This window comes from Pedobacter alpinus (assembly GCF_042684645.1).
Classification (GTDB): Bacteria; Bacteroidota; Bacteroidia; order Sphingobacteriales; family Sphingobacteriaceae; genus Pseudopedobacter; species Pseudopedobacter alpinus.
Window position 1 is genome coordinate 47,936 of sequence record NZ_JBHULV010000015.1, and the last position, 16,137, is coordinate 64,072.

The following is a 16,137-nucleotide window of genomic DNA, read 5'->3' on the forward strand; positions in this document are numbered from 1 at the left end:
GAGTAATGAGTATTTAGTAATGAGACATTTTTTAAAAGTATAGACTTTTTGGATAGCTTACGTTAAGGATTGAAGCGGCATCCTATTTATTTGTCATCTCTACTTATCAAATTTTAGATTCAAACAGTTCTGTCAATTGATTGATTTTTTCAACTAAAACCTTTTTATCAATCAATTTAGTTTCATAATCAGCAATAATAGCGGGACTCATGTTTCTAGCTAAAGAATATTCTACCACTTCGGTATCTTTTCCTTTACACAACAAAATTCCAATACTAGGTTTTTCATGAGGTCTTCTTACATCCCTATCTAAAGCTTCTAAATAAAAATTAAGTTTCCCTAAAAATTCAGGTGCAAAATCTTCGATTTTTAGTTCGAACAGAATCAGACATTCTAAATCTCTGTGATAAAACAACAAATCTGTATAGTAATCTTTATTTCCTATTTGCAAGCGATATTGATTACCCATATAAGTAAAGCCTTTACCAACCTCTAAAATAAACTTTTGAAGATTTTGAATAATTGCTTTCTCAAAATCCTTCTCATTATGATTTTCTGGAAGATTAAGAAACTCGAAAATATATGGATCTTTAAAAAGGTTGTTTGTTATTTGAGCAATACTGTTTGTGTTTTTTAAATTTTGCTGTTTTGATAGCATAGTTCTTTCAAAAGTTGCAGTTTTAATTTGTCTTCTTAGTTGTTCTTTACTCCAACTTTCTTTTTCAGACATTAAAGTGTAAAACAGAATTTCTTCTGCTTTTTTGTTGCTCGAAAATATCTCTAAATGGTTTGTCCAAGAAATTTTTAACAGTAGATTTTTCAGAAATAAATCATGCTTTTCTAATTGTGTCGCTGTCGGCGACACTTTTATATCTTCCTTAAAATCAGAATTTTCCAAAAGTGTCGCCGCTGGCGACACTTTTGAATTACTTATCGAAACCCATAATAAAAAGCATTCAGAATTTACACCGTAGGTTTCATAAAATTGCCTCATTCTATACAAACCTCTTCTATTAAAACCCGATAATTCTGGATAATAGGATAAGATAAATTTAGCCAATTGATTAACAGTGTCTTCTCCCCAATTAGCACTTTCAATTTTTTCAGAAACAATTTTGCCCACATTGAAATACAACAGTACCAATTCTGCATTTATTTTTGCATAAACACGCCTTTTTGCTTCTTGAATAAGATGCAAAATAGGCTCAAATTCTAAATATCCTGATTGATTCTGTGGTTCCATTTCCTACTTATTAAACTTATAGAAAAAGAAAATAAATGCGCAGATAAAAGTTGCAGATATTACTCCTTTAGCAGTAAGTTCCATGTCTTTTTTATAGGCATATTTTAATAAAAGCATGTTTATAGCAACACAACCTATGTACAGCAAATCGTCTTTTCGCAAAAAAATTATATTTTTTTTGATCACCTCGACTATAAAAAATGCTACCGCCGGAAAAAACAATCCAGCACCTAAACCCAGCCAAACAGTATCTTTCTTAAACATCAAATGTCCATTGGTTAAGTGAAGAAATAGCATGGTGCGCCGTCATATCAAACTGAACCGGGACAACAGAAACGTAATGATTATTTAAGGCCCAAACATCGGAATCTTCGCCTTTATCATTATTTTGAAAAACACCTGTTAACCAGTAATAATTGCGTTTGTAAGGGTCTTGGCGCTCTTCAAAGTCTTCTGCCCATTTAGCATTTGCTTGTCGGCATATTTTAATGCCTTTAATAGGTTGGCTATTGTTAGGGAAATTTACATTTAATAAAGTGCCTTGTTGCAATCCGTTTTTCATTACTTGCAAGCAAATTTCTTTGATGTATTTTTTGCAATCTTCAAAATTGGCATCCCAAGTATAATCATCTAAAGAAAAACCAATAGAAGGAATACTTTCTATAGCACCTTCTACCGCTGCCGACATGGTACCAGAATAAATTACATTAATAGAATTGTTTAAACCATGGTTAATACCTGATATACACAAATCGGGCTTTTGACCTTTAAAAACTTTATTTACAGCCAATTTAACACAATCTACCGGTGTGCCAGAACATTTGTACATTTCTACACCTTCGTATAAATTCACTTTATCTAAACGTAAAGGTTTGCCAATGGTAATTGCATGTCCCATTCCAGATTGCGGACTATCTGGTGCTACAACAGTAACATCACCTAATTCTTTTGCCACTTCTATTAACGCTTTAATGCCTGGCGCAGTAATTCCGTCATCATTTACCACTAAAATTCTTGGTTTCTTACTCATTGGTATTTATTTTGTATAATTTTAAATTATGCTTAAAAACATTACTTATAGAAATACAAAGTTAAAAAAGCTAAGGACAAAATTTAGGAGCATTGTTGAAGAGCAAAAAAACAAAAATTTCACGGTAATAATTCTAAGTATTTTAGTTGGATTAACAGTTGGTTTAGCGGCTATTTTAATTAAACAAATTACTTACGGAATAGAAAATTATGCAGTTAGTTTTTTTCCGGGTTATATGCTTTTTTTAACACCCTTAGTTGGTTTGCTTTTGGTAACTATTTTAAACCATACAGCTTTTAAAAAGCTGAGCTACTTTAAAGGGATGCGCAGCGTAATTGATGCTATAGAAAACCATCAATCTTACATCAAATTCAAACTTATTTACACCAAAGTAATTAGTGCCGGCATTACCATTGGTTTTGGAGGTAGCTCTGGAATGGAGTCGGCTGTAATAACATCTGGTGCTTCCATTGGTTCTAACTTAGGCAAAAAATTGGGTTTGCCTTATCAATTAAGAACATTATTGATTGGTTGCGGTACAGCTTCTGGCATATCAGCCATGTATAATGCACCTATTGGTGGGTTTTTATTTGCTCTTGAAGTTGTAATGCCCAGTTTTAGTGCTTCATTATTAGTCCCTTTATTGATTTCATCTGCTACAGGTAAAATTCTATTTGAACTAATTATGGGCGAAAACTTACGTTTTGATGCTCATATTGATAATTTTTCTTACCATAGTTTACCTTATGTTTTAATTATTGGCGTTGCAGGAATGTTAACTGCTAATTATATGGTTAAATCTTATAGTTTTTGTTATCGGCATTTAGCCCGATTAGGAAACCCTTACGTAATTGCTTTAACTGGAGGCGCAATTTTAGGCGCACTTATTTATTTTTTCCCTCCGCTATATGGTGAAGGTTATGTTTCTATCAATAAACTTTTACACGGCGAAGAACCATTATTATGGAATAATTCTGTACTTGCAAATTCTATTTTTCAGCCTTTTAACGGGATCATATTACTGTTTATTTTACTGCTTTTAAGGCCAATTACTACAGGTTTAAGTTTGGCCGCTGGTGGCGAAGGAGGCTATTTTGCACCTTCTTTGGTGGCTGGCGGTTTAATGGGCTATTTAATTTTTAAGGCTGTTTTTTTAATATCCGGAGATGTGTTGGGTTTAGCTCCAAATACATTTATTTTTCTCGGTATGGCTGCAACTTTTGCTTGCGTAATGCGGGCACCAGTAACTGCTATTTTTTTAATTGCAGATACGACACAAAGCTATGCCATTATAGTACCCTTGATGATTGTAACCGCGATAGCTTACGCTTTTAAAAGTTACTTCGAGCAAAGAAATCCGTTAATAAAAGTTGGGCATAGCACCCTAAAAATGGAGAAATTTATTGTCAACCACATCAATTTGAATGATATTATTGACCCCGTTAATAACTTTGTAAACGAAAACGCAACCTTAAGAAATATTATTGAACATTTTTCTGTACATGAACATGCAGTTGTTCCAGTAATAGATGATAATAGCAATATAAAAGGTATTATAGAATTAAAAAAACTACGCACCTTGCTAAAAGATTTTGAAGCTTATGATATTAGAACTGCTACCGAAATAATGGAAACTAATTTTGAGATTGTAAACTTCACCAACCTACGGAAAATACTTTTGGATAATCCTTCATTAATTAAGGAGCAATACATATTGGTTAAGAAAAATGATACTGTATCAGCTTATGTATCTAAATACAAACTTTTACTAATTTATAATCAGTATTTAAGCAACCCCGATTTGTTGTTTGGTAAGTAGTTGTAGGCGTTTTACAAGGCTTTACACTACCCCGGTGGTTATGTGTTTTTATCCTAAACGAATAAAGAATATCATTACCATCCCTAAAGCAAATTATCTCTTCATTTCAATTTTTAATTATGGGAATATTACAAGTTTTGATGTAGGACTAAAATTCAATGTAAAAGAAAAAAGGAAACGATGGGCGTTTCCTTTTTTACTAAACCTAAACCTAAACGTATGAAATGTCTTTTATGCAAAGACATTTAATCATTATCAAAGTGAATGCCAAAAAATTATTTTCTGCTGTTTTATTTTAAAATATTTAGCTCACAATTGTGTTTCGCAGATAAAAAAATTTCACCCTTAAGTTTAAAGGATTCAAATTTTTTACATTCCAAAAAAATGGTCACAAAAAAACCTCAAAACTATTACAGTTTTGAGGTTTTTTTTAAGAATTATATTTTCTTATAAACCTTTAATCCAATCAACAACTTCGTCTCTTGTTTTGCCAGTTTTATTCTGAATTTTACCTAAGGTTTCATCAGCTTTTCCTTCTTCGTAAAGTAAATCGTCATCGGTTAAATCTGCGTAAGCTTGTTTTGCTTTTCCTTTAACTTCGTTCCACGTTCCTTTAAATTCTAACTTATCCATGATGTTTTATTTTAAATGTTTAATAATAGATTAACTGTTTAGGTTAACCCAAGCATCATGCCAGTTTTTTAAGCAGTAAGATAAGAAGAAGCAAGAATCAAGAACAATTCACGAGTCTTTACTCTCGTTTTAAGAAACAATACATAGATAACCAAGAATCAAGAGTCGTTCAAATCTTCACTCTTGATTCTAGCATCTTAACTCTATTTTAAAGCTTTCCAGTTATAATTTCATCTACAACCGTTGGGTCTAAAAGTGTTGAAGTATCTCCTACACTTCCCATATCGCCTTCAGCAATTTTCCTTAAAATCCTTCTCATAATTTTACCAGAACGCGTTTTAGGCAAACCTTTCACAAACTGTATTTTATCCGGTCTTGCAATTGCACCAATAATTCTGCTCACCGTCATTGCAATATCTTTACGAGTTAATTCCTCATCTTCAGATTCTTTATTTAAAATCACGTAAGCATAAATCCCTTGCCCCTTAATTTCATGTGGATAACCCACCACCGCAGATTCTACCACATCAGTAAACATATTAATTGCATTTTCTACTTCCGCAGTTCCAATTCTATGTCCCGATACATTAATTACATCATCTACCCTACCCGTAATTCTGTAATAACCATCTTCATCTCTTAAACAACCATCACCTGTAAAGTACATATTCTCGTAAGTAGAAAAATAAGTTTGGCGACAGCGTTCATGGTCTCCGTAAGTGGTACGTAACATTCCCGGCCATGGAAACTTAATACAAAGATTTCCTGAAACGCCATTCCCTTCTATCACTTTCCCGTTTTCATCAACTAAAACTGGCTGAACTCCTGGTAAAGGAAGGGTAGCATAACAAGGTTTTGTAGGAGTAACATTTGCAATTGGAGAAATTAAAATCCCACCGTTTTCTGTTTGCCACCAAGTATCAACAATTGGGCATTTACCTTTCCCAATATGATCATTATACCAATGCCAAGCTTCTTCATTTATAGGTTCGCCAACAGATCCCAACACTTTTAAAGACGATAAATCTTTATCCTTCACATAATCTAAACCAGATTGCATTAAAGAACGAATAGCTGTTGGCGCTGTGTATAAAACATTTACTTTAAATTTATCTACAATGTCCCAAAATCTACCTGCATCTGGGTAAGTTGGTACACCTTCAAACATTAAAGTAGTAGCTCCTTGTGCTAACGGACCGTAAATTATATACGAATGTCCAGTTATCCAACCAATATCTGCTGTACAGAAATAAACATCTTTTGGTTGGTATTGAAAAACATTTTGGAAAGTATAAGCTGCATAAACCATATAGCCAGCTGTTGTATGAACAACTCCTTTAGGTTTACCAGTTGAACCTGATGTATAAAGAACAAACAATTCATCTTCGGCATCCATTTCTTCTGGTTCGCAATCTATCAAACCTAAAGTTTCTACTTTATTTATCTCATCTTGCCACCATTTATCACGCCCTTTAATCATTGATATTGGTGTACGAGTTCTTGTTAAAACAATTACCGTTTTTACTGATGGGCATTGTACCAAAGCATCGTCAATCACATTTTTTAATGGAATATCTTTTGTACCTCTAAAACCACCATCGGCAGTAATTACCATTTCACACTGGGCGTCTTTAATTCTATCTGCAATTGATTGAGCAGAAAAACCTCCAAAAACAACTGAATGTATAGCACCAATTCTTGCACAAGCCAAAACTGCAATAGCTAGCTCAGGAATCATAGGCATATATATACATACCCTATCTCCCTTTTTTACACCATTATTTTTTAAAACATTGGCAAAAAGGCAAACCTTTTGGTGCAATTGTTTATAAGTTAATATTCTGTGATGTTCTGACGGGTCATTAGGTTCCCATATAATTGCAGGTTGGTCGCCTCTATCAGCTAAATGTCTATCTAAACAGTTTTCGGTAATGTTAAGTTTTGCACCTTTAAACCATTCAATATTCGGCCCTTTAAAATCCCAGTCTAAAACTTTGTCCCACTTTTTCCTCCAAGTAAAGTTTTCTGCAATTTCTGCCCAAAACTCTTCAGGCTGTTCAACACTTTTTTGATACGCTAATTTATATTCCTCAAAAGATGCAATATTAAAATTCATGAAATTATATAATTTGGGTTTGAGCGATGAATTTAGGAGTTTTATTTTAAAAAAAACATTTTTTTGTTGCAATAACACATCAATTAAACTTAAGTTTGGGTAAAAGACGACTAATAATTGGCATCACATATAGCTAATTTGAGTTTCTAATTCACAAATTAAAATCAAAAAATGATAAGTGAAAATCACAAAAAACTGCTGTAAAACGACCTAAACAAACATTGTTAATATAATTTTATTTTTTCTTAAAAACCTTTGCGGTTTTAAAAGATTTTTGTGATATTTGCAAACTCTTTGTAAAACTGAGCTTTAATAGAAAACAACATATACAGTCATGTCAAGAATTTGTGATTTAACAGGAAAAGCAACAATGGTAGGTAATAGAGTTTCGCACTCTAACTCAAAAACAAAACGTAAGTTTTATCCAAACTTACAGATGAAACGTTTTTACCTTCCAGATGAAGACCGTTGGATAACTTTAAAGGTTTCAACGTCTGCAATCAAAACAATTAACAAAATCGGTATAACCGAAGCTATCACAAGATTCATTAATAAAGGATCTATTTAATTTAAAGAATTCAATACCGCTTAAATAATGGCTAAGAAAGGAAACAGAGTTCAGGTAATTTTAGAATGTACCGAACATAAGGAAAGTGGAATGCCTGGAACTTCTAGATATATCACTACAAAAAATCGTAAAAACACTCCTGAGAGACTGGAAGTTAAGAAATTTAACGCAGTACTTAGAAAAGTTACTCTACACAAAGAAATTAAGTAATTGTTAGCTATTCTGTAGCATAAAAAAATTAAAACATGGCAAAGAAAGTAGTTGCAACACTAAAAACCGGTACTGGTAAAGAATACTCTAAAGTTATAACAATGGTAAAATCACCAAAAACTGGTGCTTACTCATTTAAAGAAACTATTGCTCACAATGATCACATTAAAGATGCGATTACTGTAGCAAAAGAAAGCGTATAATTGAGTTCAAATATTAAAATATTTAGCCGTCCTATTGGGATGGCTTTTTTTGTTTAATTTTATCACTATGGGATTATTTGATTTCTTCAAGAAGAAAGAAAAAACCGCCGAAGAGCAAGAAGCTTTAGACAAAGGTTTAGAAAAAACTAAGGATAACTTTTTTACTAAAATTAACAAAGCTGTAATTGGAAAATCAACAGTAGATGATGATGTTTTAGACGATTTAGAAGAGATTTTAGTTAATGCAGATGTTGGCGTAAGTACTACATTAAAGGTTGTTGATAGGGTTCAAAAAAGAGTTGCTAAAGACAAATACATAAACACATCTGAACTTAATAATATTTTAAGGGAAGAAGTACAGGCTTTGTTAGAAGAGAACAACAGTACCGATTTTGAAAACTTTAATTATACCGATCATAAACCTTATGTAATTATGGTTGTTGGTGTAAATGGTGTAGGTAAAACTACAACTATTGGGAAATTAGCCTATCAATTAAAACAAGCCGGACAAAAAGTAGTGATTGGTGCTGCCGATACTTTTAGAGCAGCCGCTGTTGAACAAATTCAACTATGGGGTAAAAGAGCTGATGTTAGAGTGGTTTCGCAAGGCATGAATGCAGATCCTGCCTCTGTTGCTTTCGATACTTTACAATCTGCGGTGGCAAATAATGAAGATGTGGCTATTATTGATACTGCCGGCCGTTTACATAATAAAATTGGGTTAATGAATGAGTTAACCAAAATTAAAAATGTTATGCAAAAAGTGGTTCCTGGTGCACCACATGAAATTCTTTTAGTATTGGATGCTTCTACTGGCCAAAATGCAATTGAACAATGCAAACAATTTACCCAAGCCACTGATGTAAATGCTTTAGCACTTACAAAACTAGACGGAACTGCTAAAGGTGGTGTAGTAATCGGAATTTCAGATCAGTTTAAAATTCCGGTTAAATATATTGGTGTTGGAGAAAAAATGACCGACTTGCAATTGTTTAATAAAAAAGAGTTTGTGGATAGTTTGTTTGGAGGATAAGATTTTTTGGTTGATTTCACAGATTTTACCGACAATTTTTATAATGTTGGGTTTTGGGTTGTTGCTAAATAATTTAAAATGGAAATAGAAACTAATGCTAATAATGATCCTTTAACTTATAAAATTATCAGTTGTTGCTATGAGGTTCATAAAGAATTAGGTCCGGGTTATTTAGAGAAAATTTATTCTAAAGCATTAATTATACAATTAGAAAGTGAAGGTTTAAAATTTGAGTGTGAGAAAGAATTCTATGTATATTTCAAAAATAAATTCATTGGAACATTCCGATGCGATTTCTACATAGAAGGCAAAGTTATACTCGAAATAAAAGCAGTTACCGGTATTCAACCAAAACTATTTCAAACACAATTACTCTCTTATTTAAAAGCCAGCAAAAGTAAAACCGGTCTTCTTGTGAATTTCGGAAATTCTAGTTGTGAAGTTAAAAGACTATCAAATTAACAACACAAAATCATAACTAACAATACAAGAATCTGTGAAATCCTGAAATCAACGTAATCACCCAACAAAAAAAAGAATCAGTGAAATCCAATAATCAATGTAATCACCCAACAACAAAAAGAATCGGTGGAATCCTAAAATCTATGGAATCACACCAAAAAAATATAAAGCATGAAAGTAAAACCCAATAAGTCTATAATTACACCCCCTCGCGTTAACGTTATCACATTAGGTTGCTCAAAAAACACGTACGATTCTGAAGTGTTAATGGGACAATTAAAAGGAAATCAAATAGATGTAGTACATGAGGCAAATAATGTACTGGCAAATGATATTGTAGTAATTAACACTTGCGGCTTTATTGATAACGCTAAACAGGAATCTATTGACACTATATTACAATACAGCGAATTAAAAGACCAAGGTAAAGTAGGAAAAGTGATTGTTACAGGTTGTCTATCTGAAAGATACACGCCAGAACTTTCTGCCGAGATTACTAATGTTGATGCTTGGTTTGGAACAAATGATTTACAACACTTACTAAGCAAAGTAGGTGCCGATTATAAGCATGAACTTTTGGGTGAAAGAATGTTAACTACACCTTCGCACTTTGCATATTTTAAAATTGCAGAAGGTTGTAACCGTCCATGTTCTTTTTGTGCTATTCCTTTAATGCGAGGAAAACACCTTTCTACACCGATGGAAGATTTGGTGAAACAAGCAAAATTCTTAGCAAAAAATGGAACAAAAGAACTAATTTTAATTGCTCAAGATTTAACCTATTACGGCTTAGATTTATACAATGAAAGAAAATTAGCAGATTTAATGCGTAATCTTTCTGATGTTGATGGAATAGAATGGATTCGTTTACAATATGCTTATCCTTCTGGTTTTCCGATGGATATTTTAGATGTAATGAACGAACGTTCTAATATTTGTAAGTATTTGGATATGCCTTTGCAACATATTTCAGATCCGATGTTGCAATCTATGCGCAGAGGAACAACAAAGCAAAAAACTGTGGATTTGGTAAATAAAATTAGAGATAAAGTACCAAATATTGCCATGCGTACTACTTTAATTTGCGGTTACCCAGGCGAAACAGAAGACGATTTTAGCCAAATGAAAGATTGGGTAGCAGAAACCCGATTTGATAGATTAGGCTGTTTCACTTACTCTCACGAAGAAAAAACACATGCCTATGATTTAGTAGATGATGTACCTGAAGAAGTAAAACAACAACGTGTGGAAGACATCATGGAAATTCAGCAAGGCATTTCTTTCGATTTGAATCAGCAAAAAGTAGGTAATACTTATAAAGTTTTGATTGATAAAAAAGAAGGTGATTATTTTGTTGGAAGAACAGAATTTGACTCTCCAGAAGTTGATAATGAAGTTTTAATTGAGGCAAAAGACAATTATGCTACCCCAGGAAGTTTTGTAAATGCTACAATAGATAGAGCAGAAGACTTCGACCTTTATGGTACAATTGTAAAATAGTTAATGAAAATAGCCAAGATGTTGAATTTTGGCTATTTTCGTTTTTAAGGATGAAAGTACAATATATTGATTATGCGCAAACGCGATGTTTTTCTTCAACGGTAACTCGCTTATTAAATCATGATGAAAAGATAAAACCTTTCATCAATCAATTTCCAGATTTAAAAAGCTTTGAAAAAATCATCTCAGAAAGGAAATTCTCAGGAAATAGAAAAAACTTAGTCTCAGTTTTAGAAAAGCAATATCAAAACATTCTTAATCAAAGTCAATTATTAAAAGAGAATATTCAATCGCTTAAAGCGGAAAACACCTATACAATTACTACTGGGCATCAGCTAAATATCTTTACCGGTCCGTTATATTTCATCTTCAAAATTGTAAGTGCTATTAATTTAGCCAAAGAACTTAAAAAAAGCTTTCCTGATAAAAATTTTGTTCCTGTTTATTGGATGGCGACAGAAGATCATGATTTTGAAGAGATTAACCATACTTATATAGGAGAAAAAAAAATTAGCTGGAAAATGAACGCCTCCGGAGCAACTGGTAGATTGAATACTAAAACTTTTATTCAAACATTAAATGAGTATAAAGGCATTTTAGGAATTTCTGCGAACGCACAAAAACTTGGCGAAATAGTTACTAAAGCCTATACTCACTATGATAAATTATCAGATGCAACGCGATATTTAGCGAATGAATTATTTGGCGAATTTGGGTTGGTGATTATCGATGCTGATGATAAAGTTTTAAAACAAGAATTTGTGCCCATCATTACTCAAGATATTATAGCGCAAAATAGCTTTGAGCAAATCACAAAAAGCAGTGCCGCATTAGAACATATTGGCATTCATGCACAAGTAAATCCACGAGAAATTAATTTCTTTTATCTAACTGATGATTTACGAGAACGTATTGTTTTTGAAGAGGGAAAATATCAGGTTTTAAATTCGGAAATTTCATTTTCTGAAGCCGAATTAAAAGTAGAAATTCAAAATCACCCAGAAAAATTCAGTCCAAATGTGGTGATGCGTCCGCTTTATCAAGAAGTGATTTTACCTAACTTGGCTTACATTGGTGGTGGCGGCGAAATAGCTTATTGGCTACAACTTAAATCAAATTTCGATTTCTATAAAGTTGATTTCCCTTTACTCATTCTAAGAAACTCAGCCATTCTAGCAAATGAGCAAGCTTTAAATAAGTTGAATAAATTAGGCTTAAGTTTTGAAGATGTTTTCACAGCCACGGATGAATTAAAGAAAACTTATGTTCAAAACCATACAACTCATCAATTAGATTTAGAGACTGAATGGCAACAAATTGAACAAGTTTTTAATAATTTAAAAAACAGAGTTTCTAAAATTGATTCAACCCTTAAACCAAGTGCCGAAGCTGTGGAAGTTCGCTTAAAAAAAGCAATGGATAGTTTAGAAAAAAAGCTAATGCGAGCCGATAAAAGAAATCATAACGAAGCCATGAGTGATATTGAAAACGTCAAAAAACAACTTTTTCCTGGTGGCGGCTTGCAAGAACGTAAAGAGAATTTTGCTTTATTTTATGTTAAATATGGCGATGATTTTATTAAAGAATTAATAGAGAACTTTAATCCGCTGGATTTTAAGTTTAGTATTTTGTACTAAATAAAAAGTAAAAAGCAATACAATACTAATCAATAATGGAATACCTTATATTTTCAGAAGAAACACTTAGAAATTTCACCGAATCTGTATTTAAAAAAATGGGCTGTTCTAATGAACATGTTCAATTAGCAGCAAATGTATTAATTAAGGCAGATTTACGTGGAATAGATTCGCATGGTGTTGCTCGTTTAACAGGCTATGTGAGGTTATGGGAAAAGAAAAGAATTAACGCTACTCCAAATATTAGAATTGTATACGAAACTGCCACAACGGCTACTATTGATGGTGATGCTGGTTTAGGATTAGTTGTTGCGCCATTTGCAATGAAAGTGGCAATTGAAAAAGCAGAAAAATATGGTTCTGGCTGGGTAGCGGTTAAAAACTCTAACCATTTTGGTATTGCAGGATACCATGCATTAATGGCTGTAGAAAAAGACATGATTGGTTATGCGTTGACTAATGCTAGTCCATTAGTAGCACCAACTTTTTCAAGCGAAAGAATGTTGGGGACAAATCCAATTTGTTATGCCTTCCCGGCAGGTAAACATGCACCAGTTGTGGTTGATATGGCAACTTCTACAGCCGCAAATGGCAAATTAGAAATTGCACAACGCCAAGGTAAAAATGTACCCGAAGGTTGGATTCAGGATAAAGATGGAAATGCAGCCTTGCATCCTGCTGATTTAAAAAATGGTGGTTCTTTATTGCCTTTAGGTTCTGACAGAGAACATGGAAGCCACAAGGGTTTTGGCTTAAGTGCTACCGTTGATATTTTATCAGCAGTGTTATCTGGTGCTAGTTATGGGCCTTGGGCACCTCCTTTTGTAGCTTTTATGGATCCGTTACCTAACCAACCTGGCGAAGGTTTAGGACATTTTTTAGGTGCAATGCGAGTAGATGGTTTCCGCCCGATTGAAGATTTTAAAGCCAATATGGATAATTGGATTGAGCGTTTTAAAAATGCGAAACCAATTAATGAAAATCAAAAAGTAATTATCCCTGGTGAACCAGAATTGATAGCAGAGAAAGAACGTAAGATAAGTGGAATTCCTTTAATTGACGCTGTGGTAAAAGATTTGAATGAAGTTGCTGAGAAATTGGGGTTAAATAAGTTGGGCTAGTTTTAAATTGGATAAAACATTGAAAACCAATTTATTTGATCTGTTTATATTTAATTACCACATTCCCCACTCCTTCTTTATCCATATTTATTTTACGAGCTGCTTTTTTAGAAAGATCAACTATACGGCCTGCAACAAATGGTCCTCTATCATTTATCCTCACCTTAACGGTTTTACCGTTTTTAAGGTTAGTCACTTTTACTTTTGTACCAAACGGTAATGTTTTATGCGCAGCTGTTAGTTTAGAATTTCTAAATTTTTCGCCTGAAGCTGTTTTTCTACCGTTAAACTTATCGGCGTAATAAGAAGCTTTACCTCTTTGCGTAACTTTTGGAGCACAAGAAAAAAGAAAGATGGTTAAAAGCAGCAGCAAAATTTTGTTCATCCCTAAAATTGTAAAAACCTATTGGTAAAAACAAATCCCTTCACATCTTCTAAATTTTTAATCAGAATTTAAAGGTATATAAATACTTACCAAAGTTCCTTTTCCTAAAGCAGAATCTATTTCAACCTCTCCTTTTAAAAATGAAATCCTAGATTCTATATTTGATAAACCAACTCCTTTTACACTTATTGTTTTATCAAAACCTAATCCATTATCTTCAATTGTACAGCTTATAGCCTCAGCATCCTTATTTATTTGAATGGTAATTTGGTTAGCGTTTGCGTGTTTAATAATATTGTTTACGCATTCTTGCACAATACGGTACATCACAGTTTCAGTTTGTTCATCCAACCTTTGATTTAGTCCATTAATTGATAAATTAATTTTTAAATCATCACTTTCAATTTTATTCAAAAACTCTCTAATTGCAGTACTTAAACCCGATTTCAATAAGGCATTTGGCATCATTTGATGAGACACACTTCTCATTTCATCATAAGACTCTGTTACCAATGAAATAGTAGTTTTCGCCTTTTCCTCTTCGCTAGCAGATAGCTTGTCTTTTACAGAAGCAATAAAATGATTCAAATTTAACAATGATGCTGAAAGCATTTGCCCAACACCATCATGTAAATCACCAGAAATACGTCTTCGCTCCTTTTCTTCTGCTTCTAATACTGCCTTTGTTGCTAAATCTTGTTGTTTAATAATTTCCTTTTGCAAATTCAGTTTTTCATTGGCTTTACGCTTGTAAATAATAAATAATCCAATAGAAATTATAGCTATTGCTATAAATCCTATAAATAACAATAGGTAATTTTTATTTTTTATCTCCGCTTTTTGAAGTTCTTTATCTTTGCTTAAAAGTTTAATTTCTTGGTCTTTTTTCTCTGTTTCAAATCTGGTAGTCAATTCATTAATGGCCAAAGCATTATCTATTTTCCTTAAAGAATCGCCAAAGGTTTTATATAAATTAAGATATTTATAAGCAGAATCTAATTTTTTATTAGATGCATAAAAATTTGAGACACTTTCTAATGCCTCAAAATTTTGCTTAGTGTTGTTAATTTCAACGGCAAATGCTAATGCTTTCTTAATCCATTTTTCTGCTTCTTTAAAATTACCAGCGTAATTATATGCTTCACCCAAATAATTGTAAGTATAAGCAAGCTCATTACTCTCTTTCATTTTTTCTCTAAGCCTTATACTTTCTCTTAAATATTTTATCCCATTTACCTGATCTCCTTTTTGAGAATATGTAGCACCCAAATCGTTGTAAACAAATGCAATTTCCGAGCTATCTTTTAGTTCCTTAAAAACCTTAAGAGATTGTTTATGGTAAGCAATAGCTTCATCGTACTTTTTTTCTCTTAAACTAACAATTCCAAGGTTACCTAAATTGGCTGCTATTTTACTTTTATTCCCCGATAGCTTTGCATACTTAGAACATAGGAGATGATACTTTCTGGCTAAAACATAATCTCTTTCACCCACGTACAATGCTGCAATATTATTGTAAGCGTTGTATATAAGGTTATAATTGTTAAGCGCTTCTGCAATTTCAACTCCTTTTATTCCGTATTCAATTGATTTTTCTTTTAAACTCAACCTTCTAAATATCCAGCTTTGGAAACTGTATGCCGCACTTAGTTTTGTTGAATCTTTTAATAAACCAATAGCTTTATAATTAAAATCTTTTGCAATATTAATATTCCCCTGTCTTTCTTCAATTCTTGATTTTAGATACCAAAAGCTACCCAAGCCATTGCTATATTTATTGCTCTCAGCAATTTCATAAAACTGGTCAGCAATTTTTAAAGATACATCAGGTTCTTTTTTATAAAATTTTATGGCAATGCTAAACAAGCTATCCACCTTTTGCTCATCATTTAGCTTAGAGCTGATTACATTTTGAACTTGCTTTTTATAATTGATTTCTTGCGCAAAAGAAGTAATTGTTATAAAGCTAAAATAAAGTGAGAGTATAAATTTTAACATATTTAGCTATTGATTTGGCTATCAGCTAAAATAGCAAATTATGAACAGAAAGAATATTTCTTTATAAAACAAAAAAACCGTTTCCAGCTTTGGAAACGGTTTTTTAATCTGAGTCATATCTGTCCGAACAATTTCCGATTTCGTAAAACGGAATTATTAACTAATTGATTTACAGTTAT

Annotated in this window: 16 protein-coding genes; 9 read left to right on the top strand and 7 right to left on the bottom strand. The window is 32.6% G+C overall.

The features are described from left to right. Positions 1-106: 106 nt before the first annotated feature. Genes ACFSSE_RS05395 through surE form a run of 3 tightly spaced genes read right to left on the bottom strand, consistent with a single transcriptional unit; the run spans position 107 to position 2,273 of the window. On the bottom strand, positions 107-1,243 hold the full coding sequence (locus ACFSSE_RS05395; RefSeq protein ID WP_379047373.1) for a PDDEXK nuclease domain-containing protein: 1,137 nt from the start codon (positions 1,241-1,243) through the stop codon (positions 107-109). Between the two features lie 3 nt (positions 1,244-1,246). Beyond that, positions 1,247-1,507, bottom strand: a complete 261-nt coding sequence (locus tag ACFSSE_RS05400; RefSeq protein WP_379047370.1) for a stationary phase survival protein SurE — start codon at positions 1,505-1,507, stop codon at positions 1,247-1,249. After that, positions 1,500-2,273 (bottom strand): 5'/3'-nucleotidase SurE, encoded by a 774-nt coding sequence (gene surE / locus ACFSSE_RS05405; RefSeq protein ID WP_379047367.1) that lies wholly within the window; start codon positions 2,271-2,273, stop codon positions 1,500-1,502. Before surE ends, ACFSSE_RS05400 begins: the two co-directional genes overlap by 8 nt. Positions 2,274-2,301: 28 nt before the next feature. Between surE and ACFSSE_RS05410 the strand changes: the two genes are divergently transcribed. After that, positions 2,302-4,092: a chloride channel protein gene (locus ACFSSE_RS05410; protein WP_379047364.1), complete on the top strand. Its 1,791-nt coding sequence runs from the start codon at positions 2,302-2,304 to the stop codon at positions 4,090-4,092. Between the two features lie 447 nt (positions 4,093-4,539). Here the strand turns inward: ACFSSE_RS05410 and ACFSSE_RS05415 are convergent, their stop codons facing one another. Continuing rightward, entirely contained in the window at positions 4,540-4,725 is a 186-nt protein-coding gene (locus tag ACFSSE_RS05415; protein WP_379047361.1) for a CsbD family protein, read from the bottom strand. 208 nt (positions 4,726-4,933) lie between these two features. Further along, positions 4,934-6,841, bottom strand: coding sequence for an acetate--CoA ligase (acs, locus tag ACFSSE_RS05420; RefSeq protein WP_379047358.1), 1,908 nt, complete (start codon positions 6,839-6,841; stop codon positions 4,934-4,936). 334 nt (positions 6,842-7,175) lie between these two features. On the opposite strand from acs, the gene rpmB reads away from it, so the two are divergent. The 8 genes from rpmB to ACFSSE_RS05460 all read left to right on the top strand — a co-directional run bounded on the left by rpmB (position 7,176) and on the right by ACFSSE_RS05460 (position 13,575). Continuing rightward, positions 7,176-7,409, top strand: coding sequence for a 50S ribosomal protein L28 (gene rpmB, locus ACFSSE_RS05425; protein ID WP_379047355.1), 234 nt, complete (start codon positions 7,176-7,178; stop codon positions 7,407-7,409). A 27-nt stretch (positions 7,410-7,436) separates the two neighbouring features. Continuing rightward, positions 7,437-7,619, top strand: coding sequence for a 50S ribosomal protein L33 (gene rpmG / locus ACFSSE_RS05430; RefSeq protein WP_379047353.1), 183 nt, complete (start codon positions 7,437-7,439; stop codon positions 7,617-7,619). A gap of 35 nt (positions 7,620-7,654) precedes the next feature. Beyond that, positions 7,655-7,822 (top strand): DUF4295 domain-containing protein, encoded by a 168-nt coding sequence (locus ACFSSE_RS05435; RefSeq protein WP_379047350.1) that lies wholly within the window; start codon positions 7,655-7,657, stop codon positions 7,820-7,822. A gap of 67 nt (positions 7,823-7,889) precedes the next feature. Next, complete coding sequence (gene ftsY, locus ACFSSE_RS05440; RefSeq protein ID WP_379047347.1) at positions 7,890-8,855, top strand: signal recognition particle-docking protein FtsY; 966 nt, start codon at positions 7,890-7,892, stop codon at positions 8,853-8,855. A gap of 78 nt (positions 8,856-8,933) precedes the next feature. After that, positions 8,934-9,317, top strand: coding sequence for a GxxExxY protein (locus ACFSSE_RS05445; protein ID WP_379047344.1), 384 nt, complete (start codon positions 8,934-8,936; stop codon positions 9,315-9,317). 171 nt (positions 9,318-9,488) lie between these two features. Further along, complete coding sequence (gene rimO / locus ACFSSE_RS05450; protein ID WP_379047341.1) at positions 9,489-10,817, top strand: 30S ribosomal protein S12 methylthiotransferase RimO; 1,329 nt, start codon at positions 9,489-9,491, stop codon at positions 10,815-10,817. 50 nt (positions 10,818-10,867) lie between these two features. Further along, entirely contained in the window at positions 10,868-12,454 is a 1,587-nt protein-coding gene (gene bshC, locus ACFSSE_RS05455; RefSeq protein WP_379047338.1) for a bacillithiol biosynthesis cysteine-adding enzyme BshC, read from the top strand. A 35-nt stretch (positions 12,455-12,489) separates the two neighbouring features. Then, the gene (locus tag ACFSSE_RS05460) at positions 12,490-13,575 is read left to right on the top strand and encodes an Ldh family oxidoreductase (protein ID WP_379047335.1); all 1,086 of its coding nucleotides are present in this window, start codon (positions 12,490-12,492) and stop codon (positions 13,573-13,575) included. 31 nt (positions 13,576-13,606) lie between these two features. Here ACFSSE_RS05460 and ACFSSE_RS05465 read toward each other — a convergent pair whose 3' ends face one another. Both ACFSSE_RS05465 and ACFSSE_RS05470 read right to left on the bottom strand, forming a co-directional pair. After that, positions 13,607-13,960, bottom strand: a complete 354-nt coding sequence (locus ACFSSE_RS05465; RefSeq protein ID WP_379047332.1) for a septal ring lytic transglycosylase RlpA family protein — start codon at positions 13,958-13,960, stop codon at positions 13,607-13,609. A 57-nt stretch (positions 13,961-14,017) separates the two neighbouring features. Beyond that, on the bottom strand, positions 14,018-15,958 hold the full coding sequence (locus ACFSSE_RS05470; protein ID WP_379047330.1) for a tetratricopeptide repeat-containing sensor histidine kinase: 1,941 nt from the start codon (positions 15,956-15,958) through the stop codon (positions 14,018-14,020). Positions 15,959-16,137 lie beyond the last annotated feature (179 nt).